Raw genomic sequence first — 26,889 nt, 5'->3', positions numbered from 1 at the left:
CCGCGGCCCGTGGCGGCGCGACTCAGCGCACTCCGGCGAGCGCGTCCGCCGCGGACTCCCGGGCGGCCATCTCCCGCAGCGGACCGTCCTCGGCCAGCAGCCGCCGGTACGGCCCACGCTGCACCACCCGGCCCGCGTCGAGCACGATCACCTCGTCCACCTCGTCGAGCCCCGCCAGCCGGTGGGTGATCAGCAGCGTGGTACGGCCCTCGGTCGCGGCCAGGAGATCGGCGGTCAACTCGTCCGCCGTCGCCAGGTCCAGGTGCTCCGCGGGCTCGTCCAGGACCAGCACCGGGAAGCCGGCCAGCAGGGCCCGGGTCAGCGCCAGCCGCTGCCGCTGCCCGCCGGACAGCCGGGCCCCGTGCTCGCCGACGAGCGTGTCCAGACCGTCGGGCAGCGACTCCACCCAGTCCAGCAGCCGGGCCCGGCCCAGCGCTTCGCGCAGCTCGGTCTCGGTCGCGTCCTTCCTGGCCAGCAGCAGGTTCTCGCGCACCGAGCTGTCGAAGAGGTGGGCGTCCTGCGCGCACAGCCCGACGAGCCGCCGTACGTCGTCCCCCGCCACGGCGCACGCGTCCACTCCGGCGAGCGTGTACGAGCCCGCCTGCGGATCCAGGAACCGCAGCAGCACCTGCGCGAGGGTCGTCTTGCCGGAACCGGAGGGCCCCACCACCGCGATCCGGCGTCCCCGCTCCAGCGTCAGGTCCAGCCCGGCGAGCGCCTCCCGCTGCTGCCCCTCATACCGCGCGACCACGCCCTTGAGGACCACGGGGAACGGCGACACGGGCGCCGGCCGGGGCTGCTCCGGCTCGCGTACGGGCTCGGTGGCGTCCAGGATCTCGTACACCCGCTCCGCGCTGCGCCGCACCCGCTGCCGGTACCGCACGGCGAGCGGCAGTCCCAGGACGGCCTCGAAGGCGGCCAGCGGCGTCAGTACGACCACGGCCATCGCCACGCCGCTCAGCCGGCCGGCCGCCACCGCCTGGGCGCCGAAAACGGCGGTGGCCGTCACGGTCAGCCCGGAGATCAGCGCGGTGAGCCCGTCCCCGAGTCCGGTGACGGCGGCGGCGCGCGCGGCGATGCCGGTGAGGGTGCGATCCGCCCGCCGGGCCGCGCCGGTGCGGGCCGGCAGGGCGCCGGCGACGGTCAGCTCGGCGGTGCCGGTGAGCAGATCGGTGACCCGGGTGGCGAGGACTCCCCGGGCGGGCGCCAGCCGCCGTTCGGTCCGCCGGGCCACGGCGGCGGTCAGCAGGGGCACGCCGGCGCCCGCCGCCAGCAGGCCGGCCGCGAGGACGGCGCCGGCCTCGGGCAGCAGCCAGGCCGTGAAGCCGACGGATGCGGCGGAGACGGCGAGAGCGGATCCGGCGGGCAGCAGCCAGCGCAGCCAGTAGTCCTGGAAGGCGTCCACGTCCGCGACCAGCCGGGTGAGCAGATCGCCGCGCCGGGTGCCGCGCAGCCCCGCGGGGGCGAGGCGTTCCAGGCGCCGGTACACCGCCACCCGGGTGTCGGACAGCATCCGCAGGACGGCGTCGTGCGAGACCAGCCGCTCGGCATAGCGGAAGACGGCCCGCCCGATCCCGAAGGCACGGGTCGCGGTCACGGCCACCATCAGATACAGCACCGGCGGCTGCTGCGAGGCCCGGGAGATGAGCCAGCCGGAGGTCGCCATCAGCCCGACGGCACACCCCAACGCCAGGCTCCCCAACAGCAGGGCCCCGGCCAGCCGCCCCCGAGCCCCGCCGCCCAGCCCGCGAACCCGCGCCAGCACACTCCGCCCCCCACGAAGCGCCTTCCGCTCCTCCGGCACGCTGGAGCTGTTCGGTTCGCCTTCCAGCCCGCCGAGTCGGGTGGCGGATGGGTGGGGGGCCACGGGACGGAGCGCCCTGGGAGTCCGGCCGTCCCCCGTGGCTTCCGCGGTATCCGCACCACCCAGTCGTACGACCCTGTCGGCCACCCCCAGCAACGCGGGCCGGTGCACGACCAGAAGCACGGTCCGCCCGGCGGCCAGCCTCCGCACCGCCTCGACGACGTCCCCCTCCGTCGCCCCGTCCAACGCGGCCGTCGGCTCGTCCAGCAACAGCACCGGCCGGTCCGCGAGAAACGCCCGGGCCAGCGCGAGCCGCTGCCGCTGTCCCGCCGACAGCCCGGCCCCGTCCTCCCCGAGCACGGTGTCGGCCCCGTCCGGCAGCGCCGCCACGAACTCCCACGCGCCCGCGTCCCGCAGCGCCCGCCGCACGGCACCGTCATCGGCCCCGGGCCGGGCCAGCCGCACGTTCTCCGCGATGGTCCCGGCGTACAGATGCGGCCGCTGCGGCACCCATGCGATCCGCGACCGCCACTCCTCCAGGTCGAGTCCGGCGAGATCGGCACCCCCGACCCGCACCCGCCCCCCGGTGGGCCGTATGAATCCGAGCAACACGCTCAGCAGCGTCGACTTGCCCGCTCCGCTCGGCCCGACCAGCGCCACGGTCTCCCCGGGCTCCACGCGGAACGACACCCCGGTCACCGCGTCCGTCGAACGCCCGGGGTAGCGGACGCTGACATCCTCGAAGGCCACGGCGCCGGCGGGCACCGCGCCGGTACCCGGCACCGGGACCGGCGTCTCCAGCACGGAGAAGATCTCCTCCGCTGCGGCCAGCCCCTCCGCCGCCGCGTGGTACTGCGCCCCCACCTGCCGCAGCGGCAGATACGCCTCGGGCGCCAGCACCAGGATCACCAGCCCGATGTACAGGTCCATGTCCCCGTGGACGAGTCGCATCCCGATCGTCACGGCGACCAGCGCGACGGACAGCGTGGCCAGCAGCTCCAGCGCGAAGGAGGAGAGGAAGGCGATCCGCAGGGTGCGCAGCGTGGCCTGCCGGTACTCCCCGGTGATCCGCCGGATGGACTCGGCCTGTGCCTTGGCCCGGCCGAACACCTTCAGCGTCGGCAGCCCCGCGACCACGTCCAGGAAGTGGCCGGACAGCCGGGACAGCAACCGCCACTGGCGGTCCATCCGGGACTGGGTCGCCCAGCCGATCAGCATCATGAACACCGGAATCAGCGGCAGGGTGCCGACGATGATCGCCGCCGACACCCAGTCCTCCGTGACGATCCGCGCCAACACCGCCACCGGCACGACCACGGCCAGTCCCAGCTGCGGGAGATAGCGCGAGAAGTAGTCGTCCAGCGCATCGACCCCACGCGTGGCCAGGGTGACCAACGAGCCGGTCCGCTGCCCGCTCAGCCATCCCGGGCCGAGCGCCGCCGCCCGGTCCAGCAGCCGCCCGCGCAGCTCCGACTTCACCGCCGCGCCGGCCCGATGGGCCGCGAGTTCGGTGAGCCACGCGACCAACGACCGTCCTACGGCTACGGCGGCCAAAAGCAGCAGCGGAGTGCGCAGACCGGCGGCCGACTGACCATGCTGGAACGCGCCGACGACGATCTCGGCGACGAGCATCGCCTGCGCGATGACCAGCCCGGCTCCTACGGCCCCCAGCCCGACGACGGCCACGAGGAAGAGACGGGTGGCGCGGGCGTACCGCAGGAGACGTGGATCGATTGGTTTCACGTGAAACATGCCCTTCGGTCCAGAGGGTGTGTTTCACGTGAAACACACCCTCGGCGGACTCAGTGAGCGGCGTCGGGAGCGATGTGCTGTGTACCGATCCGCTTGCGGAACACCCAGTAGGTCCACCCCTGGTAGAGCACGACGAGCGGGGTGGCGATCGCCGCCAGCCACGTCATGATCTTGAGGGTGTAGGGGCTCGACGAGGCGTTGGTGACCGTCAGGCTCCAGTCCCCGTTCAAGGTGGACGGCATGACGTTCGGGAAGAGCGACAGGAAGAGCACCGCCACGGCGGCCACGATGGTGACCCCGGACAGCGCGAACGCCCAGCCCTCCCGTCCGGCCTGGTTGGCCACCAGCGCGGCGACCAGGGCGGCGACGGCCATGATCACGGCGACCATGCTCTTGCCGTCACCGCTGTCGGCCTGCGTCCACAGCAGGAAGGCCAACGCCACGAGGGCCGCGGCCAGGCCGACCCACCGGGCCAGCCTCCGCGCCCGTACCCGGATGTCGCCGACGGTCTTGAGCGCGGTGAAGACCGCTCCGTGGAAGGTGAACAGCGTGAGCGTCACCAGGCCGCCGAGCAGGGCGTAGGGGTTGAGCAGATCCCAGACGTCGCCGACGTACTCGAAGTGCTGGTCGATCTTCACGCCCCGCACGATGTTCCCGAAGGCCACGCCCCACAGGAACGCCGGGAGGAGCGAGCACCAGAAGATCGCCGCCTCCCAGTTGCGCTGCCAGTTCTCCTCGGGCCGCTTGACCCGGTACTCGAAGGCGACGCCTCGGACGATCAGGCAGACCAGGATGAGCAGCAGCGGCAGGTAGAAGCCGGAGAAGAGGGTGGCGTACCACTCGGGGAAGGCGGCGAAGGTCGCGCCGCCCGCGGTGAGCAGCCAGACCTCGTTGCCGTCCCAGACCGGCCCGATCGTGTTGATCAGCACCCGGCGCTCGGCTCGGTCCCGGGCCAGCAGCTTGGTGAGGATGCCGACTCCGAAGTCGAAGCCCTCCAGGAAGAAGTAGCCGGTCCACAGGACGGCGATCAGGACGAACCAGACGTCGTGAAGTTGCATGACTATTCCCCCGGCCTAGTACGAGAAGGCCATCGGCTTGTCGGCGTCACGGGTGTCGCCGCCGATCTTCGTGGGCGGGTTGAGGTCGGCCTCGGTGAGTTCGGGCGGGCCGGCCTTGACGTACTTCGCGAGCAGCTTGACCTCGACCACGGCGAGGATCGCGTACAGCGCGGTGAAGACGGCCATCGAGGTGATGACCTCGCCCTGGGAGACACCGGGGGAGACCGCGTCCCGGGTCTGGAGCACGCCGTAGACGACCCACGGCTGGCGGCCCATCTCGGTGAAGATCCAGCCCCAGGAGTTGGCAATCAGCGGGAAGGCCATCGTCCAGGTCGCGATGCGCCAGTACCAGGGGGTGAGCTTCGGGCTGAGCGCCTGGTTCTTGAACAGCACCAGGTGTGGCACCTCGTCCTCACCGACCCTGAGGTGCTGCGGCAGCATGAACTTCTTGCGGGTCAGCCAGAGCCCGGCCATCCCGATGGCGAAGGAGGCCATGCCGAAGCCGATCATCCAGCGGAAGCCCCAGAAGGCCACCGGGATGTTGGGCCGGTAGTCGCCGGGCCCGAACTTCTGCTGTTCGGCCTTGTTGACGTCGTTGATGCCGGGGACGTACGAGGTGAAGTTGTCGTCGGCGAGGAAGGACAGCAGGCCAGGGATCTCGATGGCCACGCTGTTGTGGCCCTTGTCCACGTCGCCGTAGGCGAAGATCGAGAACGGGGCCGGCTTCTGGCCGTCCCACAGCGCCTCGGCGGCGGCCATCTTCATCGGCTGCTGCTTGAACATCACCTTGCCGAGGGTGTCGCCGCTGACCGCGGTGAGCAGACCGGCGATGACCACGGTGATCAGGCCGAGCCGCAGCGAGGTCTTCATTTCACGGATGTGCTTCTTGCGGGCCAGGTGGTAGGCGGATATGCCCACCATGAAGGCGCCGCCGGTCAGGAAGGCCGCCGAGAGCGTGTGGAAGGCCTGGCTGAGGGCGGTGTTCTGGGTCAGCACGGCCCAGAAGTCGGTCAGCTCGGCCCGGCCCCTCGCCTTGTCGATCTTGTAGCCGACCGGGTGCTGCATCCAGGAGTTGGCCGCGAGGATGAAGTACGCCGACAGGATCGTGCCGATCGAGACCATCCAGATGCAGGCCAGGTGGATCTTCTTCGGCAGCTTGTCCCAGCCGAAGATCCACAGGCCGATGAAGGTCGACTCGAAGAAGAACGCGATCAGCGCCTCGAAGGCGAGCGGGGCGCCGAAGATGTCACCGACGAAGCGCGAGTAGTCCGACCAGTTCATACCGAACTGGAACTCCTGCACGATGCCGGTGACCACGCCCATGGCGATGTTGATCAGGAAGAGCTTGCCCCAGAACTTGGTCGCCCTGAGGTACTTCTCCTTCTCCGTGCGCACCCAGGCCGTCTGCAGCCCGGCCGTGAGCGCGGCCAGGGAGATCGTCAACGGAACGAACAGGAAGTGGTAGACGGTGGTGATGCCGAACTGCCAGCGCGCCAGTGTTTCCGGCGCCAAAGCCAGGTCCACGTCGTCACTCTCCTTACTACGGCGTGGTCAGCGGCGGTTTGCCCCTGTTTGTTGCCCACATAGAGGACCAAACGGGACGCGCTTGTGAACGCGTTCACATTCACAAGCCATTATGACGCACTGATTTTCAGCCGAACCAGGGGGGTCCCCCCTATCGCCGTGGCGTCAAGACCTTGGCAGTGACTTCAACATCTTGTTGAATTGCCCGCCATGCAGATACGGATTTCCTGGCCCGCGGGCAGCATCACCGCGACCCTCGACGCAGGCACCCCGACCGCGCAGGCCCTCGCCAAGGCACTGCCCCTCGCTTCGACCGCGAGCACATGGGGTGAGGAGGTGTATTTCGACACAGGCGTCTCTGTTTCACGTGAAACGGACGCGCGTCAGGTCGTGGAACCGGGCACGGTGGCCTTCTGGACGGAAGGCAACGCCCTCGCCCTCCCCTACGGCCCCACGCCGATCTCGCACGGCGGGGAGTGCCGCCTCGCGAGCCCGTGCAACGTCCTCGGGCGCCTGGACGGGGACGCCGGTCTCCTGGCGACCGTACGAGCCGGCGAACCCGTCCGTGTGGAACTGATCGAGGACTGATCCCGCCGCGAGGTCACAGCTCCTTGCGGCGCTTCCGCGCTACCGGGGAGCCACAGCTCCCGCGGCGCCCGGCGCTACCACCGGGTCACCGCTCCTTGCGGAACGTCTCCGCCACCTTCAGGAAGATGTCGTTCGCCTCGGCCTCGCCGATCGTCACCCGCACACCCTCACCCGGGAACGGCCGGACCACCACCCCGTGCTCCTCACAGGCCTGCGCGAACGCGACGGTGCTCTCCCCCAGCCGCAGCCACACGAAGTTGGCCTGTGTCTCCGGGACCGTCCAGCCCTGGTCCCGCAGCGCGTCGACCACGCGCGTGCGCTCACACACCAGCGAGCCGACCCGGCCCAGCAGCTCGTCCTCGGCCCGCAGGGAGGCGATCGCCGCCTCTTGCGCGAGCTGGCTCACCCCGAACGGCACTGCCGTCTTGCGCAGCGCCGCCGCCACCGGCTCGTGGGCGATCGCGAAACCGACCCGGAGCCCGGCCAGTCCGTACGCCTTGGAGAAGGTCCGCAGCACGCAGACGTTGGGCCGCTCCCGGTACAGCTCGACACCATCGGGCACCTCGGGGTCGCGGATGAACTCGCGGTAGGCCTCGTCCAGCACCACCAGCACATCGCCGGGCACCCGGTCGAGGAACCGTTCCAGCTCGGCCCGCCGCACCACCGTGCCGGTCGGGTTGTTGGGGTTGCACACGAAGATCAGCCGCGTCCGGTCGGTGATGGCGTCCGCCATCGCGTCCAGATCGTGCACATCACCCGGCGTCAGCGGCACCCGCACCGAGCGGGCGCCGCTGATCTGCGTGATGATCGGGTACGCCTCGAACGACCGCCAGGCGTAGATCACCTCGTCACCGGGGCCGCTGGTGGCCTGGATCAGTTGCTGGGCGACCCCCACCGAGCCGGTCCCGGTCGCCAGGTGGGACAGCGGCACACCGAAGCGGTCGGACAGCTCGTTCATCAGCCCGGTGCAGGCCATGTCCGGGTAGCGGTTGAAGTCGCAGGCCGCGGCGGTCACGCTCTCCAGCACGCCCGGCAGCGGCGGGTACGGGTTCTCGTTGGAGGACAGCTTGTAGGCGACCGGACCTCCGGCCGCGGCCGGCTTGCCCGGCTTGTAGGTGGGGATACCCTCCAGCTCGGCGCGCAGCTTGGGGCTTGTCTCGCTCACCGCAGTCCTCCTCGCGACCACCGGCGGACCGTCGATGCCGCCGGCTTCCAATACTCCTCACCTTAAGAGGATTCGGGCCCGCTGCGTACAGGTCCGGCACCGCCGGACCCGTGGGCCCCGGCCCGGGGAGGGCGCGGAGCGCTTGGCTCCCGTCGGCATCGCGGGCATCACCGCATGAAGGCGTACGTTTCGGGGGGCGCGCCGAACATATATCTATGCGCCGGTGGCTTGCGCCCTGGCGCGCGTCGCCCGTGCAGGTGAGTTGAGACCTCTTCGAGACATCGGACGCTTGCCAGGTCCATACGCCCCGACGCGACATGTCTTAACCTTGAATCGCACAAAGGCCTTACTTTCCAAGGCACTTGGCGCCATATGGCCGTGCAGAAACGTGCCTCCCCAGGTGTGCATATGCGGCCGCACTACCCCGCCGCATGAGCCCTACTATCGGCTCGCCATGACAGCAGCAGGGAAGCACCAGGTGAGCCGCGCGGAAACCTCACGTCGAGGCAGCCGACCAGGCCGGGCGGGCATCAGAGACGTCGCCGCCGCCGCCGGGGTCTCCATCACGACCGTGTCCGACGCCCTCAACGGCAAGGGCCGGCTCCCGGATGCCACCCGGCGCCACGTCCGCGAGGTCGCCGACCGCCTCGGGTACCGGCCCTCGGCAGCCGCCCGGACCCTCCGTACGGGCAAGTCGGGTCTGATCGGTCTGACCGTGACGACGTACGGGGATGAACCTTTCACCTTCACGGAGTTCGCGTACTTCGCGGAGATGGCCCGGGCCGCCACCTCGGCCGCGCTCGCCCGCGGCTACGCCTTGGTCATCCTGCCCGCGACCTCCCGCCACGACGTCTGGTCCAACGTGGCCCTGGACGGCACGGTCGTCATCGACCCCTCCGACCAGGACCCGGTCGTCAGCGAACTCGTCCGGCAGGGACTGCCCGTCGTCTCCGACGGCCGCCCGGCCGGCTCCCTCCCCGTCACCGCCTGGGTCGACAACGACCACGAGGCCGCCGTACTCGGCATCCTCGACCATCTCGCCGACGCCGGCGCCCGCCGCATCGGCCTGCTCACGGGCACCTCGACGGACACCTACACCCATCTGTCCACCACCGCCTACCTGCGCTGGTGTGAACGGGTCGGCCAGGATCCGGTCTACGAGGCGTACCCGGCGCACGATCCATGCGCGGGCGCCGTCGCCGCCGACCGGTTACTCGCCCGCCCCGACCGGCCCGACGCGGTCTACGGACTGTTCGACCCCAACGGCACCGATCTGCTCGCCGCCGCCCGCCGCTACGGCCTGCGCGTCCCCGACGACCTGCTGCTGGTGTGCTGCAGCGAGTCGACCATGTACGCCAGCACCGAGCCGCCCATCACCACGCTCTCGCTGAAGCCACGCCGCATCGGCACCGCCGTCGTCCAGCTCCTCATCGACGCCATCGAGGGCGTCGAGTCCGAGCAGCCGGTCGAGCGGGTGATACCGACCGAGCTGATGGTGCGCACCTCCTCGCAGCGGCGGTCCCCGCGCACGACGGTCAGCCCGCCGCGGACACCGGATGACCGGTAGCGCCCGGGGCCTCCCAGGGCGGTGCGGGCACCCGGCGCGGGAGGCCCGGCGGACGCGGCACGGGGCGCGTCCGGTGGGGCACGAGAATCGGTCGGCCGAGGGATCAATCGGCCGACAGCCGGTCGAACATCTGCCCAAACGGGGCGAAAGCCGCGGTGAACCGGAGTCTTGTTCCGATTCACCACCCCTGGGTCATCACACGGCGCGACGCGCATTCCTATGATGGGCCCCACGACACCGCGGACCGCTGCGACCAGGCAGTCCGAAGCGGTGCAGATGCGGCGCGATGGTGGAGGGGTCTGATGACTCAGGGGGCCGGTCAGGGACCCGAGGCGGAGCGGACGGCGACGCTGCGCGACTTCCGGGTACCCGCGTACGTGCACGAGACCGGTCCGTACGCCGGCGGCACCCACCCCGGCAACGCCGTCCCGGCCGGCGACGAGGCGTACCCCGAGGGCTACACCCCCACCCAGCGCGACCTCCCGGTCATCAACCGCGGCGACACCCTCCAGGTCCCCGTCGAGCCGGTCCCCGCCGCCCCGGCCCCACAGCCCGCGACCGGACCCGGGCCGCTCTACGTCGTCGGTGACGTCCACGGCTACCTGGACGAGCTGGTGGCCGCCCTGCAGGAACAGGGCCTGATCGATGCCTCGGGCCAGTGGTGCGCCGGTACGACCCGGCTGTGGTTCCTCGGCGACTTCACCGACCGCGGCCCGGACGGCATCGGCGTCATCGACCTGGTCATGCGGTTGTCCGCCGAGGCCGCCGCGGCAGGTGGCTACTGCAAGGCCCTCATGGGCAACCACGAGCTGCTGCTGCTCGGCGCCAAGCGGTTCGGCGACACTCCCGTCAACTCCGGCGCGGGCACCGCCACCTTCCAGGCGGCCTGGCTGCTCAACGGCGGCCAGAAGACCGACATGGACCGCCTCCAGGACCACCACTTGCAGTGGATGGCCCGCCTCGACGCCGTGGAGGTGGTGGACGGCTATCTGCTCGTCCACTCCGACACCACCGCCTATCTCGATTACGGCGACTCCATCGAGGCGGTCAACGACACCGTCCGCGAGACCCTGACCCGTAACGACGCCGACGAGGTCTGGGACCTGTTCCGCAAGTTCACCAAGCGCTTCTCATTCCGCGACGAGGGCGGCGCCGACGCCGTGCGCACCCTTCTCGATACGTACGGCGGCACCCGCGTCGTTCACGGGCACAGCCCCATCCCCTACCTCCTCGGCGAGGTCGGCTCCGAGGACGGCGAGGAGGGCGCCGGCCCGGCCGTCGAGGGACCGCACGTCTACGCCGACGGGCTCGCCATCGCCATGGACGGCGGAGTCACGATGGCCGGGAAGCTGCTGGTCCAGCAACTTCCCCTGGATAACTGAACGTTCCCCGGCAAGCGTTCCCCGGGCCGCGTACGCGCAGGCCGCGGGCAGTATCCGGCAACCCCCTGAACGCGGCGGAACCGGAGAGGCCAGAGATGCCGACCCGGAACCCCGTCCCGGGTAACCCGGTCGCGCACCGCGCGCGGGCGAGCCGGCGCGGTGCGCTCACGGGGGGGGGCGGTTCAGTCGGCGATGGGCAGGTACACCCGGTTGCCGGCCGCCGCGAACTCCTGCGACTTGCGGGCCATGCCCTCCTCGATCTCGGCCCGGCTGCCGCCGTGCTCCCGCCGGATGTCCTGCGAGATCTTCATGCTGCAGAACTTCGGGCCGCACATGGAGCAGAAGTGGGCCGTCTTGGCGGGCTCGGCCGGCAGGGTCTCGTCGTGGAACTCCCGTGCCGTGTCGGGGTCCAGGGCGAGGTTGAACTGGTCCTCCCACCGGAACTCGAAACGGGCGTCGGACAGCGCGTCGTCCCACTCCTGCGCCCCGGGATGCCCCTTGGCGAGGTCCGCCGCGTGCGCGGCGATCTTGTAGGTGATGACACCGGTCTTGACGTCGTCCCGGTTGGGCAGGCCCAGGTGCTCCTTGGGCGTGACGTAGCAGAGCATCGCCGTGCCCCACCAGGCGATCATCGCGGCACCGATGCCGGAGGTGATGTGGTCGTACGCCGGCGCGACGTCCGTGGTCAGCGGGCCGAGCGTATAGAACGGAGCTTCATCGCAGATCTCCTGCTGAAGGTCGATGTTCTCCTTGATCTTGTGCATCGGGACGTGCCCGGGGCCCTCGATCATCGTCTGTACGTTGAAACGCTTGGCGATCCGGTTGAGTTCCCCGAGCGTCCGCAACTCCGCGAACTGCGCTTCGTCGTTGGCGTCGGCGATCGAACCCGGCCGCAGGCCGTCACCCAGCGAGTACGTGACGTCGTAGGCCGCGAGGATCTCGCACAGTTCCTCGAAGTTCTCGTACAGGAACGACTCCTTGTGGTGCGCCAGGCACCACGCGGCCATGATGGAGCCGCCGCGCGAGACGATGCCGGTCTTGCGGTTGGCGGTGAGCGGGACGTACGGCAGCCGGACACCCGCGTGGACGGTCATGTAGTCCACGCCCTGCTCGGCCTGCTCGATGACGGTGTCCTTGTAGATCTCCCAGGTCAGTTCCTCGGCCTTGCCGTCGACCTTCTCCAGCGCCTGGTAGAGCGGCACCGTGCCGATGGGGACGGGGGAGTTGCGCAGCACCCACTCGCGGGTGGTGTGGATGTTGCGGCCGGTGGACAGGTCCATGACCGTGTCGGCGCCCCAGCGGGTCGCCCAGGTCATCTTCTCGACCTCCTCCTCGATGGAGGACGTCACCGCCGAGTTGCCGATGTTGGCGTTCACCTTCACCAGGAACCGCTTGCCGATGATCATCGGCTCGATCTCCGGGTGGTTGACGTTGGCCGGCAGCACGGCCCGGCCCGCGGCGATCTCCTCGCGGACCACCTCGGGCGACACGTTCTCCCGGAGAGCCACGAACTCCATCTCCGGAGTGATCTCGCCCCGGCGGGCGTACGCGAGCTGCGTCACCGCCTGACCGTCGCGCCCCCGCCGCGGCTGGCGCGGGCGGCCGGGGAAGACCGCGTCCAGGTTGCGCAGTCCACCGCGCGGTGAGGTGTGCTTGATCCCGTCGTCCTCGGGACGGACGGGCCGGCCCGCGTACTCCTCGGTGTCGCCGCGGGCGATGATCCAGTTTTCCCGCAGCGGCGGCAGGCCCCTGCGGACGTCCGTGTCGATGTGTGGATCGGTGTACGGGCCCGAGGTGTCGTACAGCGTGACCGACTGCCCGTTGGTGAGGTGCACCTGACGGACCGGCACCCGAAGGTCGGGGCGTGAACCCTCGACGTACGCCTTGTGCCAGCCGATGGACTTCCCGGCCTCCGTGGACTTCTCGTCCTGAGCGGAGGCAGGCGTGCGTGCGTCCTTGTTGGTCATCAGACCTACTCCCTACGCCGGCATTACCCGGTAACAGGTTCGGCGGTCGACGCAGCGGTTTCCGTCGGCCGACGTTCCCCGCGGAACACCGTTCGTTCCACGTGAAACATCGCCACCACGGAGGTCAGCGCCCTCTCAGCCCGGTGCTCCGAGCTCCCGCGTGTGCAAAGGTGCCTCCACGCTAGCGCCATGTGTGGCGCGGTGAACAGTGGGCCCCCTCGCGTTCTTGGGATGATCGAGCGGTGACCAGCATGGAGCAGTACCCCCACCAGCCGCCCGAGCCGCACCGCCGAGACGGCTCGGAACAGGGCGCCAGGCACGGCCACGCGGCCCCCGAAAGCGGCCACGGAGCCGTTCCCGGGCACGGTCACGCGCACGGTCACAGCCACAGCCACAGCCACGGGCCCGCCGCTCCCGTCTCGCAGCATCTGCGCAAGGTCATCGCGGCGATCCTGGTCCCTTTCACCGCGGCGGTCCTGGTCGGCCTCGTGGTGCTCTGGCCCGGGCAGGCTCCGGCCCACAAGCGCACCGGCGTCGGCTTCGACCGGCAGACCCAGCAGGCCACGGTCACCCGGGTCGTCGAGTTGAGCTGCGCGTCGGCGAACGCCTCCGGTGTGCCCCCTACCGGTGACACCTCCACCGCCGAGGGCAGCTCGGCGCAGCAGCGGGCCGACGGCACCTGCAAGAAGGCCACCATCCGGGTCGACACCGGCAAGGACAAGGGCCGTACCTTCACCGAGATCGTGCAGCCGGACCAGACGCGCCAGCTCCACCAGGGCGAGCAGGTCGTCGTCGCCTACGAACCCTCGGCCCCGAAGGACCTGCAGTACGCGGTGACCGATGTGAACCGAAAGTTCCCCATGACGCTACTCGCGGGGATCTTCGCGGTGGCCGTGGTCCTGGTGGGCCGACTGCGAGGTGTCATGGCGCTGGTCGCGTTGGCAGTCAGCTTTCTGGTGCTGACGCTGTTCATCCTGCCGGCGATCCTCCAGGGTTCGAATCCGCTGCTGGTGGCAGTGATCGGGTCGAGCGCCATCATGCTGATCGCCCTGTACCTGTGTCACGGGCTGTCGGCCCGTACATCGGTGGCGGTGCTCGGCACGCTGATATCGCTGGCGTTGATCGGTGTGCTCGGCTCGCTGTTCATCGGCTGGGCCGCGCTGACCGGCAACACGGACGACAACACCGGGCTGATCCACGGTCTGTATCCGTCGATCGACATGAGCGGTCTGCTGCTGGCCGGTGTCATCATCGGGTCACTCGGCGTTCTGGACGATGTGACGGTGACCCAGACGTCGGCCGTCTGGGAGCTGCACGAGGCCAATCCGTCGATGGGCTGGCGCGGGCTGTACCGGGCGGGCATCCGGATCGGCCGCGACCACATCGCGTCCGTGGTCAACACCCTGGTGCTCGCCTACGCCGGTGCGGCGCTGCCGTTGCTGCTGCTGTTCTCGATCGCGCAGAGCAGCGTCGGGACCGTGGCCAACAGCGAGCTGGTGGCCGAGGAGATCGTGCGCACGTTGGTCGGTTCGATCGGTCTGGTCGCCTCGGTCCCGGTCACCACGGCGCTGGCCGCGCTGGTCGTGTCGGCCGACCGGACGGCCCCGAACGCCGGGGCGGCCGGGACGGCCGGAGCACCCGCCGGGGACCGGACCACGCCGACGCGCGGCGGCCGGGGCCGACGCCGGAAGCGGTGAGCCGAAGGCGGGTCCGTAAGCGGTGGGCCGGGAGCGGGGCCCGAAGCGGTGAGCCGGGGGCGGGGCCGGTGCCCGTCGCGCAGAAGCGTTCCTGCGTAGCACCGCACGGGGCCGGCGGAGCGCCCCCTCGGCGTCACACCTCAGCCGGCGCTCTGCTCCTCGGCCAGGATGCGGTCGAGGGCCTCGTCCAGATGCGCGTCGAAATCGGCCAGTGCGCCCTCCTGGCCGAGCGGCACCAGTTTGTCCGTGCGGTCGAGGAAGGCCACGAGCGGGGGCGCCGACGAGCGGAACAGGGCGTGGTCGCCGCCGACCTGAAGCCGGATCAGCACCTCGCCCAGCACCTCGGAGTCGGCGGGGGAGATGCGCACGTCTCCCTCACCGCATGGACGGCCGACCCCGTCGACCAGCAGCTCGCGCCCGAACGCCCAGGTCACCGGCGCGTCACCGGGCAGATGAAAGGTCAGCCGCACGGCATAGGGATCACTGGTCTCATAGCGCAACTCCACCGGGATGCGGAAGGAGAGCTCCTCCGACACGAGAAAGCTCATCATGACTTCTGCCTGTACGGACTCGCGCATTGACTACCCCGTCATATGACGTCGACTGGCCGGGATCGATCCCTCGGACCGTGCTCAAATCTAGCTGAACGTACACGGTGAATTACAAGGAGTGAGTTTTCAGATACTGATAGAGAGCGTGAGCGATCCCAGATGGCGCCCGATCTCCGTCTGCAGCCGACGGGCCGCGGGCAGCAGCCGGTCGGCCTGGTGGGCGGGGAGCGAGATGGCCATGGTGGCCGCGGTGGCGCCGACCGTGATCGGAACCGCCGCGCAGACCGTCCCGACGGCGTACTCCTGGCGCTCCACCGTCGGTTCCATCCGGCGGGCCCGGGCCAGCCGCCGTAGCAGCGCGTCGTCGTCCCGCACGGTGTAGGGCGTGACGGGCCGGACGGGGTAGCGCGCGAGATGGTCGCGCCGCGTGTCCTCGTCCAGCTGGGAGAGCAGGCACTGCCCGATGGCGTGGGCATGGCCGGTCTCGCGGAAGTCCGCCCATTCCTCGACCGCCGGTGCCTGCCGGGAGGCGGAGACGCACATGACCTCGATCTCGCCGTCCCGGTACATCGCGTAGTAGACCGGCACACCGATGGAATCGCGCCAGTGCGCGAGCGTGTCCGCCACCATGCTGCGACGTTTCTGCTGTGCTCCGCTGCCGGCCAGGCGTTCCGCGGCGTCACCGAGGAAGAACAGCCCCTTGTCCCGGTGCAGATAGCCCTCGTGCACCAGGGTGCGCAGCAGGTGGTAGGTGGTGGGCAGCGCGAGCCCTGTCTCGCGGGCGAGTTGCTTGGCGGGGGCGCCGTAGGCGTGCGAGGCGACGGTCTCCAGCAGGCGCATGGCGCGCTGGACGGAGCCGATGAGCGTGGCGGCGGGCGGCGCGGGCCTGGCAGCGGGCCGCGGTGCCGGCCGCCCGGCGGAGGACGGTGACCCGCAGACGTCCGCGGCGGGCGGCGGGCCGGGGCTGTCCGCCGTGCGCGCGGAGACCTGGCCGGGGACGAGTGGGGAGGGTGGTCGCTGGAGAGGGGGTGCGCAGGGGCGCGGTGCGACGGCGGGGGCGTGGGGTGCGGTCGGTGCGGTGTCGACGATGGCCAAGGGGTCACTCCCGAAGCGCGAGGGGGGAGCCCGTGCGAGAGGAAGGGCACGGGGGTTGGCGCCGCCCACGGAGCCGGAGCCTATGGGGGGTTCCGGACTTTAACCGTCCGCCACCGCGCCTGGACCGCTCCGGACCGAAACTTCCCTCCCCCGAGGGAACCGTCCCCGTCACCGCTGACCGATGCCCGGGTGCCTCACCACCCGCTGCGCGACGAGGAGTTGCCCGTGAACTTGCGCACGACGTAAATCAGTCCGCCGACCAGGGCGACGAAGACCAGCGCCTTGAACAGCAGGCCGATCACGAACCCGACCACGCTCGCTATCAGGCCGCCGAACACGACCAGGGCGATGACCGGCACCGCGACCCACTTCACCCACCACGGCAGCCCCGCGAAGATCTCTCGCATCGCCTCGTCCTTTGCGCTCTCGTGCGTTGTCTGTAGTACGCACTCGATGCTAGGGCCGCGCGGGCCCCGAGCGGGGGCCTGGCATCCCTTGTCCTGCCCTGACCCGTCCCCTAGGGAACGCGGGGGCCCGGCTCACGCCTCGGGCGGAGAGAACACGACGAGCACCCTGAGGTCCTCGCTGATGTGGTGGAACTTGTGCGGGACCCCGGCGGGCACGTACACGACGCTGCCCCGCGCCACCTGGGTCGTCTCCAGACCGACCGTGAGCGAGGCCCGGCCGCTGACCACGAAGTACACCTCGTCCTGGTTGTGGGGCTTCTGCGGGTCGTGCTCGCCCGCGTCGAGGGCGTACAGGCCGACCGACATGTTCCGCTCGCGCAGGAACTGCAGGTAGGCACCCTCGTTGGCGGCGCGTTCCGCCTCCAGGTCATCCAGCCGGAATGCCTTCATCGCCGCTGCCGTCCTCGCTTCACTGCTCGCCGTTCCCTGTTCCCCGCGGTCCCGCTCGCCGCCGTCCGGCCGGGTTCCGCCCGGTCTGCCACGATCAGACACATGAGGAATTTCCTAGTCAAGACGATCGCCAACGCGGGCGCCCTGGCGGTCGCGGTATGGGCGCTCGACAAGATCACCCTGACCGGTGACGGCACTGCCAAGAAGGCCGGCACGCTGATCGCCGTCGCGTTGATCTTCGGCTTGGTGAACTGGCTGGTCAAGCCGATCGTGAAGGTGCTCACCTTCCCGCTGTTCATCCTGACCCTCGGGCTGATCACCCTGGTCGTGAACGCGCTGATGCTGCTGCTGACCTCCTGGGTGTGCGGCAAGCTCGACCTCAGCTTCCATGTGGAGGGCTTCTGGACGGCCGTGCTCGGCGGTCTGATCATCTCCGTCGTCTCCTGGGCGTTGCATGTCGTCCTGCCCGACGAGGACTGAGCGCGCCGTGACCTACCGCGTCTGTTTCGTGTGCACCGGCAACATCTGCCGCTCCCCGATGGCCGAATCCGTCTTCCGCGCGCGCGTGGCGGAGGCCGGTCTGAAAGACCTGGTGGTGGTCGACAGCGCCGGTACCGGCGGCTGGCACGAGGGGGAGCCGGCCGACCCGCGCACCATCTCGGTCCTGGAGGAACACGGCTACGGCAGCGAGCACACGGCCCGTCAGTTCCTGCCGTCGTGGTTCGCCCGGCTCGACCTCGTGATAGCCCTCGACACCGGTCACCTCAGGGCCCTGCGCCGTCTCGCGCCCGCCGAGGAGGACGCCCGCAAGATCCGCCTGCTGCGTTCCTACGACCCCGCTGCCGGTTCCGACCTCGACGTACCCGACCCGTACTACGGGGGCCGGGACGGCTTCGAGGAGTGCCTTGAGATGGTGGAGGCGGCGAGCACCGGGCTGCTCACCGCCGTACAGGACGAACTGGAAGGACGGGCCGCATGAGCGAGGCCACGAAGGACGAGGGCCGCACGGGCGACGGCACGCGCGCGGTACGGGCGGGCCTGCCCGAGCCGGTCAAGCACGAGCCGACCCTGCCCGGTCCGGTGTTCGCGGCTCACTTCCACCTGCCCGGCGAGGTGTCGGGACCGTATGCGTACGGCCGTGACGACAATCCGACCTGGACCCTGCTGGAGCGGGCCATAGGCGAGCTGGAGGCGCCGGGGCGGGACGACGTCGAGACGCTGGTGTTCGCCTCCGGCATGGCGGCGATCTCCTCCGTGCTGTTCTCGCAGCTGCGCGCCGGTGACGCGGTCGTGCTGCCCTCCGACGGCTACCAGGTGCTGCCGCTGGTCCGCGCCCAGCTGGAGGCCTACGGCATCGAGGTGCGCACCGCGCCGACCGGCGGCGACGCCCAGCTGGCGGTGCTGGACGGGGCGCGGCTGCTGTGGATCGAGTCCCCGTCGAACCCCGGGCTCGACGTCTGCGACATCCGGCGGCTGGCCGAGGCGGCACACGCGCGTGGTGCGCTGGTCGCCGTGGACAACACCCTCGCCACCCCGCTCGGGCAGCGCCCGCTGGAGTTGGGCGCCGACTTCTCCGTGGCCAGCGGCACCAAGCAGCTCACCGGGCACGGTGATGTGCTGCTGGGCTACGTCGCCGGCCGCGACGCCGAGGCGATGGCCGCCGTACGCCGCTGGCGCAAGATCGTCGGCGCGATCTCCGGGCCCATGGAGGCCTGGCTCGCGCACCGGTCCATCGCCACGCTCCAGCTGCGCGTCGACCGGCAGAACGCCACCGCCCTCGCGGTCGCCGAGGCACTGCGGCAGCGGCCCGAGGTCTCCGGTCTGCGCTATCCGGGACTGCCCGACGATCCCTCGCACCCGGTCGCGGCGCGGCAGATGCGCCGCTACGGCTGTGTCGTGTCCTTCACGCTGCCCACGCGCGCGCGTGCCGAGCGCTTTCTCGCGGCACTGCGCCTGGTGGAGGACGCGACGAGCTTCGGCGGGGTGCGGTCCACGGCCGAGCGCCGCCGCCGCTGGGGCGGGGACGACGTCCCGGAGGGCTTCGTCCGGATGTCCGTCGGCGCGGAGGACCCGGAGGACCTGGTGGCCGACGTCCTGCGTGCCCTGGACGAGTCCGCCGAGTAGCCCCTCCCCACAGTGGCCCGCCGCCGGTTCCGGGACGGTCCGAGCCTCCCCCCCTCGTGGCTCGGACCGTCTGCGGCCTGGGTGGAAAGACCGCCCGGACAAGGCTAGTTGACTCTGCGTCAGTGTCCAATCACGCTAGCGACAGAGGCGTATCGACATATTTATAGTTGGTGCCTGCCTGACGGCCGGCGGAAGGGCTGGGAGGGCGGGGACAGGGAGGGCACGCCATGGATCTGGCCTTGCTGCGGACCTTCGTCACCGTGCACAGGGCCGGTTCCTTCACCCGCGCCGCCGCTCTGCTCGGCCTCTCCCAGCCGGCCGTCACCTCGCAGATCCGCACGCTGGAACGCCAGCTCGGCAGGCCGCTCTTCCTTCGTCAGGCACGGGGAGTGACCCCGACGACCATCGGTGACGAACTCGCGCACCGGGCCGCCCCGCATCTCGATGCCCTGGTGGAGATAGCCGAGAGCGGGCCGGACGACGACTCCTCGACGCGGACGCTGTACCTGGCGGGCCCTCCGGAGTTCACCGCCGAACGCGTGTTGCCCGCCCTCACGGGGCTGACCGGCGACGACGGCCAGGGTTTCGCGCTGCGTGTCTCCTTCGGCACGGCCGAGGAGGCGCTGGAGGGGTTGGCCTGCGGCCGGCACGACCTGGCCATCGGCACGTCCCGGCCGCGTGGGGCCCTGCTCTCCGGCACTCCGCTGTGTGACGAGGAGCATGTGCTGGTCGCGGCTCCGCGCTGGGCGGAGCGGATCGGCCCGGACACCGTGCGGCTGAAGGGCGCGCCGGCCCTGGCGGACCTGCCCGTCGTCGAGGTCCACGAGTCGCTGCCGTTCGTCTCGCGCTACTGGGCTTCCGTCTTCGACTGCCTCCCGGCCACCACGGGCACGGTGATCGTGCCGGATCTGCGGGCGGTGCTCTCCTGTGCGATCGCGGGGGCCGGCCTTGCAGTGGTGCCCCGCTATCTGTGCGCGCATGCCCTGGAGCAGGGCACGGTCGTCGCCCTGCTGGACCCGGTGGTGCCACCATTGCGCACGTACTTCCTGGTGGTGCGGGCCGGGACACTCGCCCTGCCCCATGTCGCGCGGGCCCACGGGTGGCTCCAGCGTGCGGCTGCCACCTGGGGCTGACGCCGCTCGGGTGGGGTGCACGCGCAGCGGTCGGCTCGTGGCGCTTTGCGATGTTTCACGTGGAACCAGCGGGGCCACATTTCTCCCATGACCGTCCGACCCGTGGTCAAGCGCACCGCCCGTGCCGTTCTCCTGGACGGTGACGACCTGATCCTGATCAAGCGCACCAAGCCCGGCGTCGATCCCTACTGGGTCACTCCCGGTGGCGGGGTCGAGCCCGGGGACTCGACCGTCGTGGACGCCCTGCACCGGGAGGTGTACGAGGAACTCGGTGCCAAGATCACCGACGTGGTGCCGTGCTTCGTGGACACGGTGGAGCACATCGGTGAGGATGGCGGCGCGACCGGCGTGAAGGTGCAGCACTTCTTCGTCTGCCGGCTGGAGTCCATGGACCCGGCCCTGCGACACGGCCCCGAAGTGGATGAGCCGGCCGGTGAGTACGAGATCGTCCGCGTCCCGTTCACCCGCGTCGGCATCGCCTCCGTCCACCTCGTCCCACTGTCCCTGCGCCACTACCTGGACGGGAACATCGAGGGAGTACGGGCCATGCACGCCCCCGATCTCGGGTGACTCGAACGTCTCGCGGCCGCTCCGGGAACTACCGCGCCGGTCCGACCAGTTCATAGGCCTCCCACAGGTCTCGTCCCGAGTAGGAGTGGGTGGCGAGGTCTGCCACGTGGGCATCGGCGTTGACCGCCACGGACACCGGCACGGCGGCGAACAGGTCCTTGTCCGACGCCGAGTCGCCGTACGCCACGCAGTCCGCCCGGGTCACTCCGAATTCCGCGCAGAGCCGTTCGGCGATGACCACCTTGGCGGCGGCGTTGAGCACCCCCGACGGATCGACGGGCTCGGTGAACGGTACGGCCGGGAAACGGGAGCCATGGGCCGCGTGGGCGCCCCAGTCCAGGAGGCGCTCGACGAAGAAGGAGGGCGAGAGGGAGACCACCGCGCAGTATTCGCCCGCGCTCCTGATCTCCGCCCACACCTCGCGGATCCGGGCCAGCCAGGGAGCCGTCTCGAACGCGGTCCGTACATGCGCGTCGGTAAGGCGGGCCCACAGGTCGTACACCTGCGCGGCATACTCCGGCGGTCCGATCCGCCCGTCCGCGATCGCCCGCTCCAGCGCCACCGTCTCGCTTTCCAGGCCCAACTGGCGCGATATCTCCAGGGGAGCGGTGGTCCCGTGCAGCAACGTGCCGTCCATGTCGAAGAGATGGAGTCTGGTCATGGCGCCGAGGCTAGTGGGCTGTGCCCTGTTTCACGTGAAACACCGCACAGCTGACCGATGGCTGTACGGATGGCCATGAGATGGCCAAAAGCACGTGCGTCTGCATCGAAACAGGTGGACGGCGGGGGCGCCGTTCGGACAGCCTGACCTGCGTGCCAACTCCTTCCCTCACCACTCTGCCCATCCGCCGTCTGACGCTTCGCGATCTCACCGCCTGCGCCGACCTGTCCGAAGACCGGGGGTGGCCACGCGAGGAACACAAGTGGGGCTTCCTCCTCACCGCCGGGAAGGGATACGGCATCGACGACCCCGAGGGCGGTCTGGTCGCCGCGTGCGTCGTCACGGAGTACGGCGGGTGGGGGCGGCCGGATCTCGGTGCCATCGGCATGGTCCTGGTGGCTGAACGTCATGCCCGCCAAGGCGTCGGCCGGCGTTTGATGCGGCACATCGTCTCGTCCATGGGAACCACCCCGCTGACCCTGCACGCCACACTCCACGGCCGGCCCCTCTACGAGGAACTGGGCTTCAAGGTGACGGGCCGGGCCGAGATGCTGAGGGGCCGCTTCACTCCCGGCGGCCCGGAGTCCGCGGTCGACACACGCGCCGCCACGGCGGAGGACCTCCCGGCGATCGTGCGCCTCGACGAGGAGGTGTTCGGCACCGATCGCACGCCTCTGATCACCCGGTTGCCCGCGTTCGCCGATCAATTGCGCGTCGCCGAGGAGTCCGGCCGGCTCATCGGCTACGCCGCCGCGTGGCCCAACATGGACACCCATGTCGTCGGCCCGCTGATCGCCCGCGACACGGAGACCGCCAAGGCGCTCATCACCTCGCTCGCGGCCCGTACCGAGCGCCCCCTGCGCACCGACGTCGACGTGCGACACGAGGAGCTGCTGGCCTGGGCCAAGGAGCGGGGGCTGACCTCTGTCGCCTTCAACTCGGTGATGACCTACGGAATCGCGGATCTGCCGGGGGACTGGACCCGGCGGTTCGCGCCCCTGACCGTCGCCGCGGGCTGATCCGCGTACGGACGTGCGCCGGCCCCGCCGCTCGGTGCGACGGGGCCGGCCTCACGAGGTCTGCCCACCGGATCAGGCGAGCGCCGCCACGGCCACGGTGGCGAACCCGTGGTCCTGCTCCGGGGCACCGCCACCGACGCCGATGGCGCCGATCAGCCGGCCGTCCCGGTGGACGGGGACACCGCCCGCGATGAACAGCAGGGGCCGGTCGAGAGCGGTGGGCAGGGTGTGGAAGAGGCCGCCGGGCTGGACGGCGTCGACGAGGTCGGCGGTGGGCGCGTTCAGCTGGAGAGCCGTGTAGGCCTTGCGGGTGCTGGTCTCGCCGGAGATCAGCACGGCCCGGTCATCCCGGCGGAAGGCGAGCAGGTGGCCGCCGGCGTCCAGGACGGTGACGCTGACGGTGACTCCGGCGTCCTCGGCCGCCCGGCGGGCCGTGGCGACGAGCAGCTCGGCGTCCTCGGTGGTGAGCGGGGCGACGGCGGTGGTGCTCATGGAGCTGTTCTCCTTAGGTGGTGCTGTGGTTGGTGCTTGCCGTACCGGGACGGAACCCCGGTACGGACGTCTGGAGGGTTACGGGTGAGGCGTCCGGAGTGCGGGCGGCTCAGTGGTGGACGGGAGCCCCCCGCTCGGCCGGCGTCCCGGAGGCGACCACGGTGGGGTGCGTACCGTCCCGGCGCTCCAGGGCGGCCGAGAGGAAGGCGAGGAGCAGCGCGGCAGCAGCGAGGGCGGCACCGACCCAGTTGGGGGACGTGTAGCCGAAGCCGGCCGCGATCACGACGCCACCGAGCCAGGCGGACAGGGCGTTGCCCAGGTTGAAGGCGCCGATGTTCACGGCGGACGCGAGCGTCGGGGCGCCGTGCGCCTGGTCGAGGACGCGCTTCTGCAGCGGCGGCACGGTGGCGAAGCCCAGGGCGCCGATCAGCGCGATGGTCACCGCGGCAGCGATCTTGTTGTGGGCGGTGAGCGTGAAGAGCGCCAGGACGACGGCCAGCGCGCCCAGGGAGATGTACAGCATCGGCATCAGGGCGCGGTCGGCGAACTTGCCACCGATCAGGTTGCCGCCGACCATGCCGAGGCCGAACAGGACCAGCAGCCAGGTGACCGACCCGTCGGAGAATCCGGCGATGTGGGTCATCATCGGCGCGATGTAGGTGATGGCCGCGAAGACGCCGCCGAAGCCGAGGACGGTCATCGCCATGGCGAGCAGCACCTGGGCGTTCTTGAAGGCGGCCAGCTCGTGGCGCAGCCGTACGCCCTGCGGGCGGGGCAGCTCGGGAACGAGCTTGGCGATGCCGGCGAGACCGACGACGCCGAGCGCGGCGACGATGCCGAAGGTGACGCGCCAGCCGACGCTCTGACCGATGAGCGTGCCCAGCGGTACGCCGACGACATTGGCGACGGTCAGACCGGTGAACATCATCGCGATGGCGCCGGCCTTCTTGTCCGGTGCGACGAGCTCGGCCGCGACGACCGAGCCGATGCCGAAGAAGGCGCCGTGCGCGAGGGAGGCGATCACCCGTCCGAGAAGCATGATCGCGAAGGCCGGTGCCACGGCGGAGAGCAGGTTGCCGGCGATGAAGAGGCCCATCAGCAGCATCAGCATGCGCTTGCGCGGGACCTTGGTGCCGAGCACGGTCATGATCGGGGCACCGATGACCACGCCGAGCGCGTAGCCGGTCACGAGCAGGCCCGCCGTGGGGATGGAGACCCCGAAGTCGTTCGCGACCTCGGGCAGCAAGCCCATGATCACGAACTCTGTCGTTCCGATTCCGAAGGCCCCGATCGCGAGGGCCAGAAGCGCGAGAGGCATGTGGGGGTACACCTTCCCAAACGGTTGCAGGAGCGCTTTGCGTGCGTCCACAATAATTGCAGACGCCGGATAATTGCAAGCGCCGACTATTGCGGCGGTGCTCTACTCTTGTGGAAGCCACTCCGGGACGGAGGAAACGCCAATGACAGCGACGGACCCAGCGCTCACCGCCCTCGCTCAGGGCTGGTGCGCCCTTTCTGCGCTGCACGGAAGGATCGAGGCGCACATCGAGCGCGCCTTGCAGGCCAAGCACGATCTGAGCGTGCGCGAGTACTCGCTGCTGGACGTACTCAGCAGGCAGCACGCCGGCGAGGGCGGACATCTGCAGATGAAGCAGGTCGCCGACGCGGTCGTACTCAGCCAGAGCGCCACCACCCGCCTGGTGAGTCGGCTGGAGGACCGCGGCCTGCTGGAGCGCTACCTCTGCCCCACCGACCGGCGCGGCATCTACACCAACGTCACCGAGACGGGCCTGCGCCTGCTGGAGGAGGCGCGGCCCACCAATGACGCCGCCCTGCGGGAGGCTCTGGACAGCGCCGCGAAGAGTCCCGAACTGGCCCCGCTGGTCCGGGTGGTGGAGTCGCTGAGCGTGCCCGCATAAGGTGCGCGCATGGGAGATCTTGAGATACGCGCCGCGACCACCGACGACCTTCCGGCGATCGTCGCGATGCTCGCCGACGATCCGCTCGGAGCCCAGCGCGAGTCGCCGGACGACCTGACGCCGTACCGGACCGCGCTGGAACGCCTGGCCGCCGACCCGAACCAGCACCTCGTCGTCGCCGTGCGCGAAGACCGTGTCATCGGGACCCTGCAACTCACGATCATCCCCGGGCTCTCGCATCAGGGAGCCAGCCGCGCGCTCATCGAGGCCGTGCGCATCCATGCCGACGAGCGGGGCAGCGGGCTGGGCAGCCAACTGATCGGGTGGGCGATCGACACCGCCCGCCGGCTCGACTGCCGGATGGTGCAGCTGACGTCCGACAAGACACGCACCGACGCCCACCGCTTCTACGAGCGGCTGGGCTTCACGGCCTCGCACGAGGGCTTCAAACTACGGCTCTGACCATGCTCCGGGGCGCCTGAACGGCCAAAGGGGTGTGTTCCACGTGAAACACACCCCTGCGGCCGGGGGTCAGCCGATGCCCCGCCACCCCTCCGCATCGACGCCCCCGGGCACCGCTGCCTCGGGGTCGTACGGCTGCCGGGTGAACACAAACGAGCCGAGGTCGAGATGGCTCACGGACCCGTCCGGGCGCCGCACCGGCCGCAGCAGTTCACCGGCGTAGTAGCCCTCCAGCCCGGTCCAGGTGCCGTCCCCGTTCGCGCGGAAGCGGGCCCTGCGGCCTCCCCCGGTCAGCGGCGCCAGGGAGAGCAACCCGTCGGCGGTCGCGCGCAGGCCGAAGGCGTGGGTTCCCCAGTACCACTGCCCCACCAGTTCCAGCACCGCCGGATCGACCTCGCGCAGGGGCCGCCAGGGCTCCGGGATGCGGGGTTCCGCCTCGGCGACGATGCGTACCAGGTCCGCCGCCACGGCACCGGGCAGCGGCCCGCTGGTGCAGTTGGTGAGCACCACCGCGGCGACATCGTCCGCCACGCTGATGGTCAGGTTCGCCAGGAAGCCCGGCAGCGAACCGCTGTGCCCGACGAGCAACCGGCCGTCCTGGTGCCGGATCTGCAGCCCGAGGCCGTACGTGATCCCGTCCATCACGTCCGCGCTCTCGGCCGGTGCCGCGGGCGTCCGCATCTCCGCCACCGACCGCGCGCTGAGGACCCGGTCGTCTCCCCGGGCCAGAAACGCGGCGAACCGCGCCAGGTCCCCGGTGGTCGACCAGAGCTGGCCGGCCGGCGCCATCCGGCCCAAGTCCTCCATCGGCTCGGGCAGCATCGCGTCGGCCCACGGGTGCACCGCCCAGCCGCCCGCGTGCGGAGCCTGCGGTCGCGTACTCGTCCGGTGCAGCCCGAGCGGCTCCAGGACCTCCCCGCGCAGCACCTCCTCCCAAGGCGCACCACGCACCTCCTCCACCAGCGCGCCGAGCAGGGTGTAGCCCGGGTTGGAGTAGTGGTGCCGCCGGCCGGCGGGGTGCAGCAGGGGCTGCTCGCCCAGCACATCGCTCAGCTCGGGCCGCAGCGAGCCTGGCGTCCGCTCCCACCAGGGCGCGGGTGATTCGGCCGCCAGCCCCGCGGTGTGGGCGAGCAGTTCCGCGATGGTCGCCTCCCCCACACCGGTGCCCGGCAGATGCTTCTCCAGCGGATCACCGAGGTCGAGCAGGCCCTCGTCGCGCAGCCGCAGCACCAGCACGGCGGTGAAGGTCTTGGTGATGGACCCGATCCGGTACTGCACGTTCTCGTCCGGCCCGTGTCCGTCCACCGAGGTCCGCGCCCCGTGCCAGACGGTCCGCCCGTCCCGTACGACGGCGGCCACCAGCGAAGGAGCCCGTCCCTCGGCCTGCGCGACGGCGATTCGGTGCAGCAGTGCCCGCCGGGTGCCCGGCAGCAGCGATTCCTGAGGTGTCGTCATGTGCCCCAGTCCACCCCGTGCCGATGGCGGCCGTCGAATCCATTTAC

25 protein-coding genes are annotated in these 26,889 nt (G+C 70.6%); 12 read left to right on the top strand and 13 right to left on the bottom strand.

Annotated elements, in window-relative coordinates:
- Positions 1 to 22: 22 nt before the first annotated feature.
- From cydD to ABD350_RS07650, 3 genes are read right to left on the bottom strand one after another with little or no spacing between them, the layout of a single operon-like run.
- Complete coding sequence (cydD, locus tag ABD350_RS07660) at positions 23 to 3,547, bottom strand: thiol reductant ABC exporter subunit CydD (RefSeq protein WP_344347006.1); 3,525 nt, start codon at positions 3,545 to 3,547, stop codon at positions 23 to 25.
- Positions 3,548 to 3,606: 59 nt separating this feature from the next.
- On the bottom strand, positions 3,607 to 4,614 hold the full coding sequence (gene cydB, locus ABD350_RS07655) for a cytochrome d ubiquinol oxidase subunit II (RefSeq protein WP_344347005.1): 1,008 nt from the start codon (positions 4,612 to 4,614) through the stop codon (positions 3,607 to 3,609).
- 15 nt (positions 4,615 to 4,629) lie between these two features.
- Positions 4,630 to 6,138: a cytochrome ubiquinol oxidase subunit I gene (locus ABD350_RS07650; protein WP_344347004.1), complete on the bottom strand. Its 1,509-nt coding sequence runs from the start codon at positions 6,136 to 6,138 to the stop codon at positions 4,630 to 4,632.
- A 210-nt stretch (positions 6,139 to 6,348) separates the two neighbouring features.
- Here ABD350_RS07650 and ABD350_RS07645 point away from each other — a divergent pair, with 210 nt between their 5' ends.
- Entirely contained in the window at positions 6,349 to 6,726 is a 378-nt protein-coding gene (locus ABD350_RS07645) for a cyclophilin-like fold protein (RefSeq protein ID WP_344347003.1), read from the top strand.
- A gap of 85 nt (positions 6,727 to 6,811) precedes the next feature.
- Here the strand turns inward: ABD350_RS07645 and hisC are convergent, their stop codons facing one another.
- Positions 6,812 to 7,891 (bottom strand): histidinol-phosphate transaminase, encoded by a 1,080-nt coding sequence (hisC, locus tag ABD350_RS07640; RefSeq protein WP_344347002.1) that lies wholly within the window; start codon positions 7,889 to 7,891, stop codon positions 6,812 to 6,814.
- A 454-nt stretch (positions 7,892 to 8,345) separates the two neighbouring features.
- Here hisC and ABD350_RS07635 point away from each other — a divergent pair, with 454 nt between their 5' ends.
- Positions 8,346 to 9,458: a LacI family DNA-binding transcriptional regulator gene (locus ABD350_RS07635; RefSeq protein ID WP_344347001.1), complete on the top strand. Its 1,113-nt coding sequence runs from the start codon at positions 8,346 to 8,348 to the stop codon at positions 9,456 to 9,458.
- Between the two features lie 302 nt (positions 9,459 to 9,760).
- Positions 9,761 to 10,840 carry a metallophosphoesterase gene (locus ABD350_RS07630; protein ID WP_344347000.1) on the top strand — a complete coding sequence of 360 codons (1,080 nt, stop codon included), beginning with the start codon at positions 9,761 to 9,763 and terminating at the stop codon, positions 10,838 to 10,840.
- A 182-nt stretch (positions 10,841 to 11,022) separates the two neighbouring features.
- Here the strand turns inward: ABD350_RS07630 and thiC are convergent, their stop codons facing one another.
- A complete protein-coding gene (gene thiC / locus ABD350_RS07625; protein WP_344346999.1) occupies positions 11,023 to 12,807 on the bottom strand; it encodes a phosphomethylpyrimidine synthase ThiC in 1,785 nt (594 codons plus the stop codon).
- A 251-nt stretch (positions 12,808 to 13,058) separates the two neighbouring features.
- On the opposite strand from thiC, the gene ABD350_RS07620 reads away from it, so the two are divergent.
- Positions 13,059 to 14,504, top strand: coding sequence for a YibE/F family protein (locus ABD350_RS07620; protein ID WP_344347059.1), 1,446 nt, complete (start codon positions 13,059 to 13,061; stop codon positions 14,502 to 14,504).
- Between the two features lie 140 nt (positions 14,505 to 14,644).
- Here ABD350_RS07620 and ABD350_RS07615 read toward each other — a convergent pair whose 3' ends face one another.
- The 4 genes from ABD350_RS07615 to ABD350_RS07600 all read right to left on the bottom strand — a co-directional run bounded on the left by ABD350_RS07615 (position 14,645) and on the right by ABD350_RS07600 (position 17,007).
- The gene (locus ABD350_RS07615; RefSeq protein WP_030615049.1) at positions 14,645 to 15,082 is read right to left on the bottom strand and encodes an SsgA family sporulation/cell division regulator; all 438 of its coding nucleotides are present in this window, start codon (positions 15,080 to 15,082) and stop codon (positions 14,645 to 14,647) included.
- A 99-nt stretch (positions 15,083 to 15,181) separates the two neighbouring features.
- Positions 15,182 to 16,150, bottom strand: coding sequence for an IclR family transcriptional regulator (locus ABD350_RS07610; RefSeq protein ID WP_382466754.1), 969 nt, complete (start codon positions 16,148 to 16,150; stop codon positions 15,182 to 15,184).
- A gap of 194 nt (positions 16,151 to 16,344) precedes the next feature.
- Positions 16,345 to 16,557 carry a DUF5326 family protein gene (locus ABD350_RS07605; protein WP_344346998.1) on the bottom strand — a complete coding sequence of 71 codons (213 nt, stop codon included), beginning with the start codon at positions 16,555 to 16,557 and terminating at the stop codon, positions 16,345 to 16,347.
- Between the two features lie 132 nt (positions 16,558 to 16,689).
- A complete protein-coding gene (locus ABD350_RS07600; RefSeq protein ID WP_030615054.1) occupies positions 16,690 to 17,007 on the bottom strand; it encodes a cupin domain-containing protein in 318 nt (105 codons plus the stop codon).
- Positions 17,008 to 17,109: 102 nt separating this feature from the next.
- Here ABD350_RS07600 and ABD350_RS07595 point away from each other — a divergent pair, with 102 nt between their 5' ends.
- The 5 genes from ABD350_RS07595 (at position 17,110) to ABD350_RS07575 (ending at position 20,834) form a co-directional block, all read left to right on the top strand.
- The gene (locus ABD350_RS07595) at positions 17,110 to 17,487 is read left to right on the top strand and encodes a phage holin family protein (RefSeq protein WP_344346997.1); all 378 of its coding nucleotides are present in this window, start codon (positions 17,110 to 17,112) and stop codon (positions 17,485 to 17,487) included.
- Between the two features lie 7 nt (positions 17,488 to 17,494).
- Positions 17,495 to 17,986 carry a low molecular weight protein-tyrosine-phosphatase gene (locus ABD350_RS07590; RefSeq protein ID WP_344346996.1) on the top strand — a complete coding sequence of 164 codons (492 nt, stop codon included), beginning with the start codon at positions 17,495 to 17,497 and terminating at the stop codon, positions 17,984 to 17,986.
- Positions 17,983 to 19,131 carry a cystathionine gamma-lyase gene (locus ABD350_RS07585; RefSeq protein WP_344346995.1) on the top strand — a complete coding sequence of 383 codons (1,149 nt, stop codon included), beginning with the start codon at positions 17,983 to 17,985 and terminating at the stop codon, positions 19,129 to 19,131. The genes ABD350_RS07590 and ABD350_RS07585 overlap by 4 nt, the downstream gene beginning before the upstream one ends.
- 227 nt (positions 19,132 to 19,358) lie before the next feature.
- The gene (locus ABD350_RS07580) at positions 19,359 to 20,264 is read left to right on the top strand and encodes a LysR family transcriptional regulator (protein WP_344346994.1); all 906 of its coding nucleotides are present in this window, start codon (positions 19,359 to 19,361) and stop codon (positions 20,262 to 20,264) included.
- Between the two features lie 87 nt (positions 20,265 to 20,351).
- Positions 20,352 to 20,834 (top strand): NUDIX domain-containing protein, encoded by a 483-nt coding sequence (locus tag ABD350_RS07575; protein ID WP_030640089.1) that lies wholly within the window; start codon positions 20,352 to 20,354, stop codon positions 20,832 to 20,834.
- Between the two features lie 28 nt (positions 20,835 to 20,862).
- Here ABD350_RS07575 and ABD350_RS07570 read toward each other — a convergent pair whose 3' ends face one another.
- Entirely contained in the window at positions 20,863 to 21,495 is a 633-nt protein-coding gene (locus tag ABD350_RS07570) for an HAD family hydrolase (RefSeq protein ID WP_344346993.1), read from the bottom strand.
- 152 nt (positions 21,496 to 21,647) lie between these two features.
- On the opposite strand from ABD350_RS07570, the gene ABD350_RS07565 reads away from it, so the two are divergent.
- Positions 21,648 to 22,514, top strand: coding sequence for a GNAT family N-acetyltransferase (locus ABD350_RS07565; protein ID WP_344346992.1), 867 nt, complete (start codon positions 21,648 to 21,650; stop codon positions 22,512 to 22,514).
- Positions 22,515 to 22,586: 72 nt separating this feature from the next.
- Here the strand turns inward: ABD350_RS07565 and ABD350_RS07560 are convergent, their stop codons facing one another.
- Positions 22,587 to 23,006 (bottom strand): GlcG/HbpS family heme-binding protein, encoded by a 420-nt coding sequence (locus ABD350_RS07560; RefSeq protein WP_344346991.1) that lies wholly within the window; start codon positions 23,004 to 23,006, stop codon positions 22,587 to 22,589.
- Between the two features lie 109 nt (positions 23,007 to 23,115).
- On the bottom strand, positions 23,116 to 24,324 hold the full coding sequence (locus ABD350_RS07555) for an MFS transporter (RefSeq protein WP_344346990.1): 1,209 nt from the start codon (positions 24,322 to 24,324) through the stop codon (positions 23,116 to 23,118).
- Positions 24,325 to 24,466: 142 nt separating this feature from the next.
- On the opposite strand from ABD350_RS07555, the gene ABD350_RS07550 reads away from it, so the two are divergent.
- Both ABD350_RS07550 and ABD350_RS07545 read left to right on the top strand, forming a co-directional pair.
- Positions 24,467 to 24,925 carry a MarR family winged helix-turn-helix transcriptional regulator gene (locus ABD350_RS07550; protein ID WP_344346989.1) on the top strand — a complete coding sequence of 153 codons (459 nt, stop codon included), beginning with the start codon at positions 24,467 to 24,469 and terminating at the stop codon, positions 24,923 to 24,925.
- 9 nt (positions 24,926 to 24,934) lie between these two features.
- Positions 24,935 to 25,387 (top strand): GNAT family N-acetyltransferase, encoded by a 453-nt coding sequence (locus ABD350_RS07545; protein ID WP_344346988.1) that lies wholly within the window; start codon positions 24,935 to 24,937, stop codon positions 25,385 to 25,387.
- A gap of 69 nt (positions 25,388 to 25,456) precedes the next feature.
- Here ABD350_RS07545 and ABD350_RS07540 read toward each other — a convergent pair whose 3' ends face one another.
- On the bottom strand, positions 25,457 to 26,842 hold the full coding sequence (locus tag ABD350_RS07540) for a serine hydrolase domain-containing protein (protein WP_344346987.1): 1,386 nt from the start codon (positions 26,840 to 26,842) through the stop codon (positions 25,457 to 25,459).
- Positions 26,843 to 26,889: the final 47 nt, after the last annotated feature.

It is taken from the genome of Streptomyces nogalater, assembly GCF_039532885.1.
GTDB classification, from domain to species: Bacteria; Actinomycetota; Actinomycetes; order Streptomycetales; family Streptomycetaceae; genus Streptomyces; species Streptomyces nogalater.
This window is presented reverse-complemented; position numbering and strand designations above follow the sequence as displayed.

What these genes read in the sequence shown, in the direction of transcription:
- cydB (WP_344347005.1), bottom strand. Translation starts at nt 4,614, where the DNA reads ATGCAACTTCACGACGTCTGGTTCGTCCTGATCGCCGTCCTGTGGACC.
- ABD350_RS07550 (WP_344346989.1), top strand. Translation starts at nt 24,467, where the DNA reads ATGACAGCGACGGACCCAGCGCTCACCGCCCTCGCTCAGGGCTGGTGC.
- ABD350_RS07560 (WP_344346991.1), bottom strand. Translation starts at nt 23,006, where the DNA reads ATGAGCACCACCGCCGTCGCCCCGCTCACCACCGAGGACGCCGAGCTG.
- ABD350_RS07630 (WP_344347000.1), top strand. Translation starts at nt 9,761, where the DNA reads ATGACTCAGGGGGCCGGTCAGGGACCCGAGGCGGAGCGGACGGCGACG.
- ABD350_RS07600 (WP_030615054.1), bottom strand. Translation starts at nt 17,007, where the DNA reads ATGAAGGCATTCCGGCTGGATGACCTGGAGGCGGAACGCGCCGCCAAC.
- ABD350_RS07570 (WP_344346993.1), bottom strand. Translation starts at nt 21,495, where the DNA reads ATGACCAGACTCCATCTCTTCGACATGGACGGCACGTTGCTGCACGGG.
- ABD350_RS07555 (WP_344346990.1), bottom strand. Translation starts at nt 24,324, where the DNA reads ATGCCTCTCGCGCTTCTGGCCCTCGCGATCGGGGCCTTCGGAATCGGA.
- ABD350_RS07615 (WP_030615049.1), bottom strand. Translation starts at nt 15,082, where the DNA reads ATGCGCGAGTCCGTACAGGCAGAAGTCATGATGAGCTTTCTCGTGTCG.
- ABD350_RS07545 (WP_344346988.1), top strand. Translation starts at nt 24,935, where the DNA reads ATGGGAGATCTTGAGATACGCGCCGCGACCACCGACGACCTTCCGGCG.
- ABD350_RS07635 (WP_344347001.1), top strand. Translation starts at nt 8,346, where the DNA reads ATGACAGCAGCAGGGAAGCACCAGGTGAGCCGCGCGGAAACCTCACGT.
- ABD350_RS07585 (WP_344346995.1), top strand. Translation starts at nt 17,983, where the DNA reads ATGAGCGAGGCCACGAAGGACGAGGGCCGCACGGGCGACGGCACGCGC.
- ABD350_RS07605 (WP_344346998.1), bottom strand. Translation starts at nt 16,557, where the DNA reads ATGCGAGAGATCTTCGCGGGGCTGCCGTGGTGGGTGAAGTGGGTCGCG.
- ABD350_RS07575 (WP_030640089.1), top strand. Translation starts at nt 20,352, where the DNA reads ATGACCGTCCGACCCGTGGTCAAGCGCACCGCCCGTGCCGTTCTCCTG.
- thiC (WP_344346999.1), bottom strand. Translation starts at nt 12,807, where the DNA reads ATGACCAACAAGGACGCACGCACGCCTGCCTCCGCTCAGGACGAGAAG.
- ABD350_RS07540 (WP_344346987.1), bottom strand. Translation starts at nt 26,842, where the DNA reads ATGACGACACCTCAGGAATCGCTGCTGCCGGGCACCCGGCGGGCACTG.
- ABD350_RS07580 (WP_344346994.1), top strand. Translation starts at nt 19,359, where the DNA reads ATGGATCTGGCCTTGCTGCGGACCTTCGTCACCGTGCACAGGGCCGGT.
- ABD350_RS07645 (WP_344347003.1), top strand. Translation starts at nt 6,349, where the DNA reads ATGCAGATACGGATTTCCTGGCCCGCGGGCAGCATCACCGCGACCCTC.
- ABD350_RS07595 (WP_344346997.1), top strand. Translation starts at nt 17,110, where the DNA reads ATGAGGAATTTCCTAGTCAAGACGATCGCCAACGCGGGCGCCCTGGCG.
- ABD350_RS07620 (WP_344347059.1), top strand. Translation starts at nt 13,059, where the DNA reads ATGGAGCAGTACCCCCACCAGCCGCCCGAGCCGCACCGCCGAGACGGC.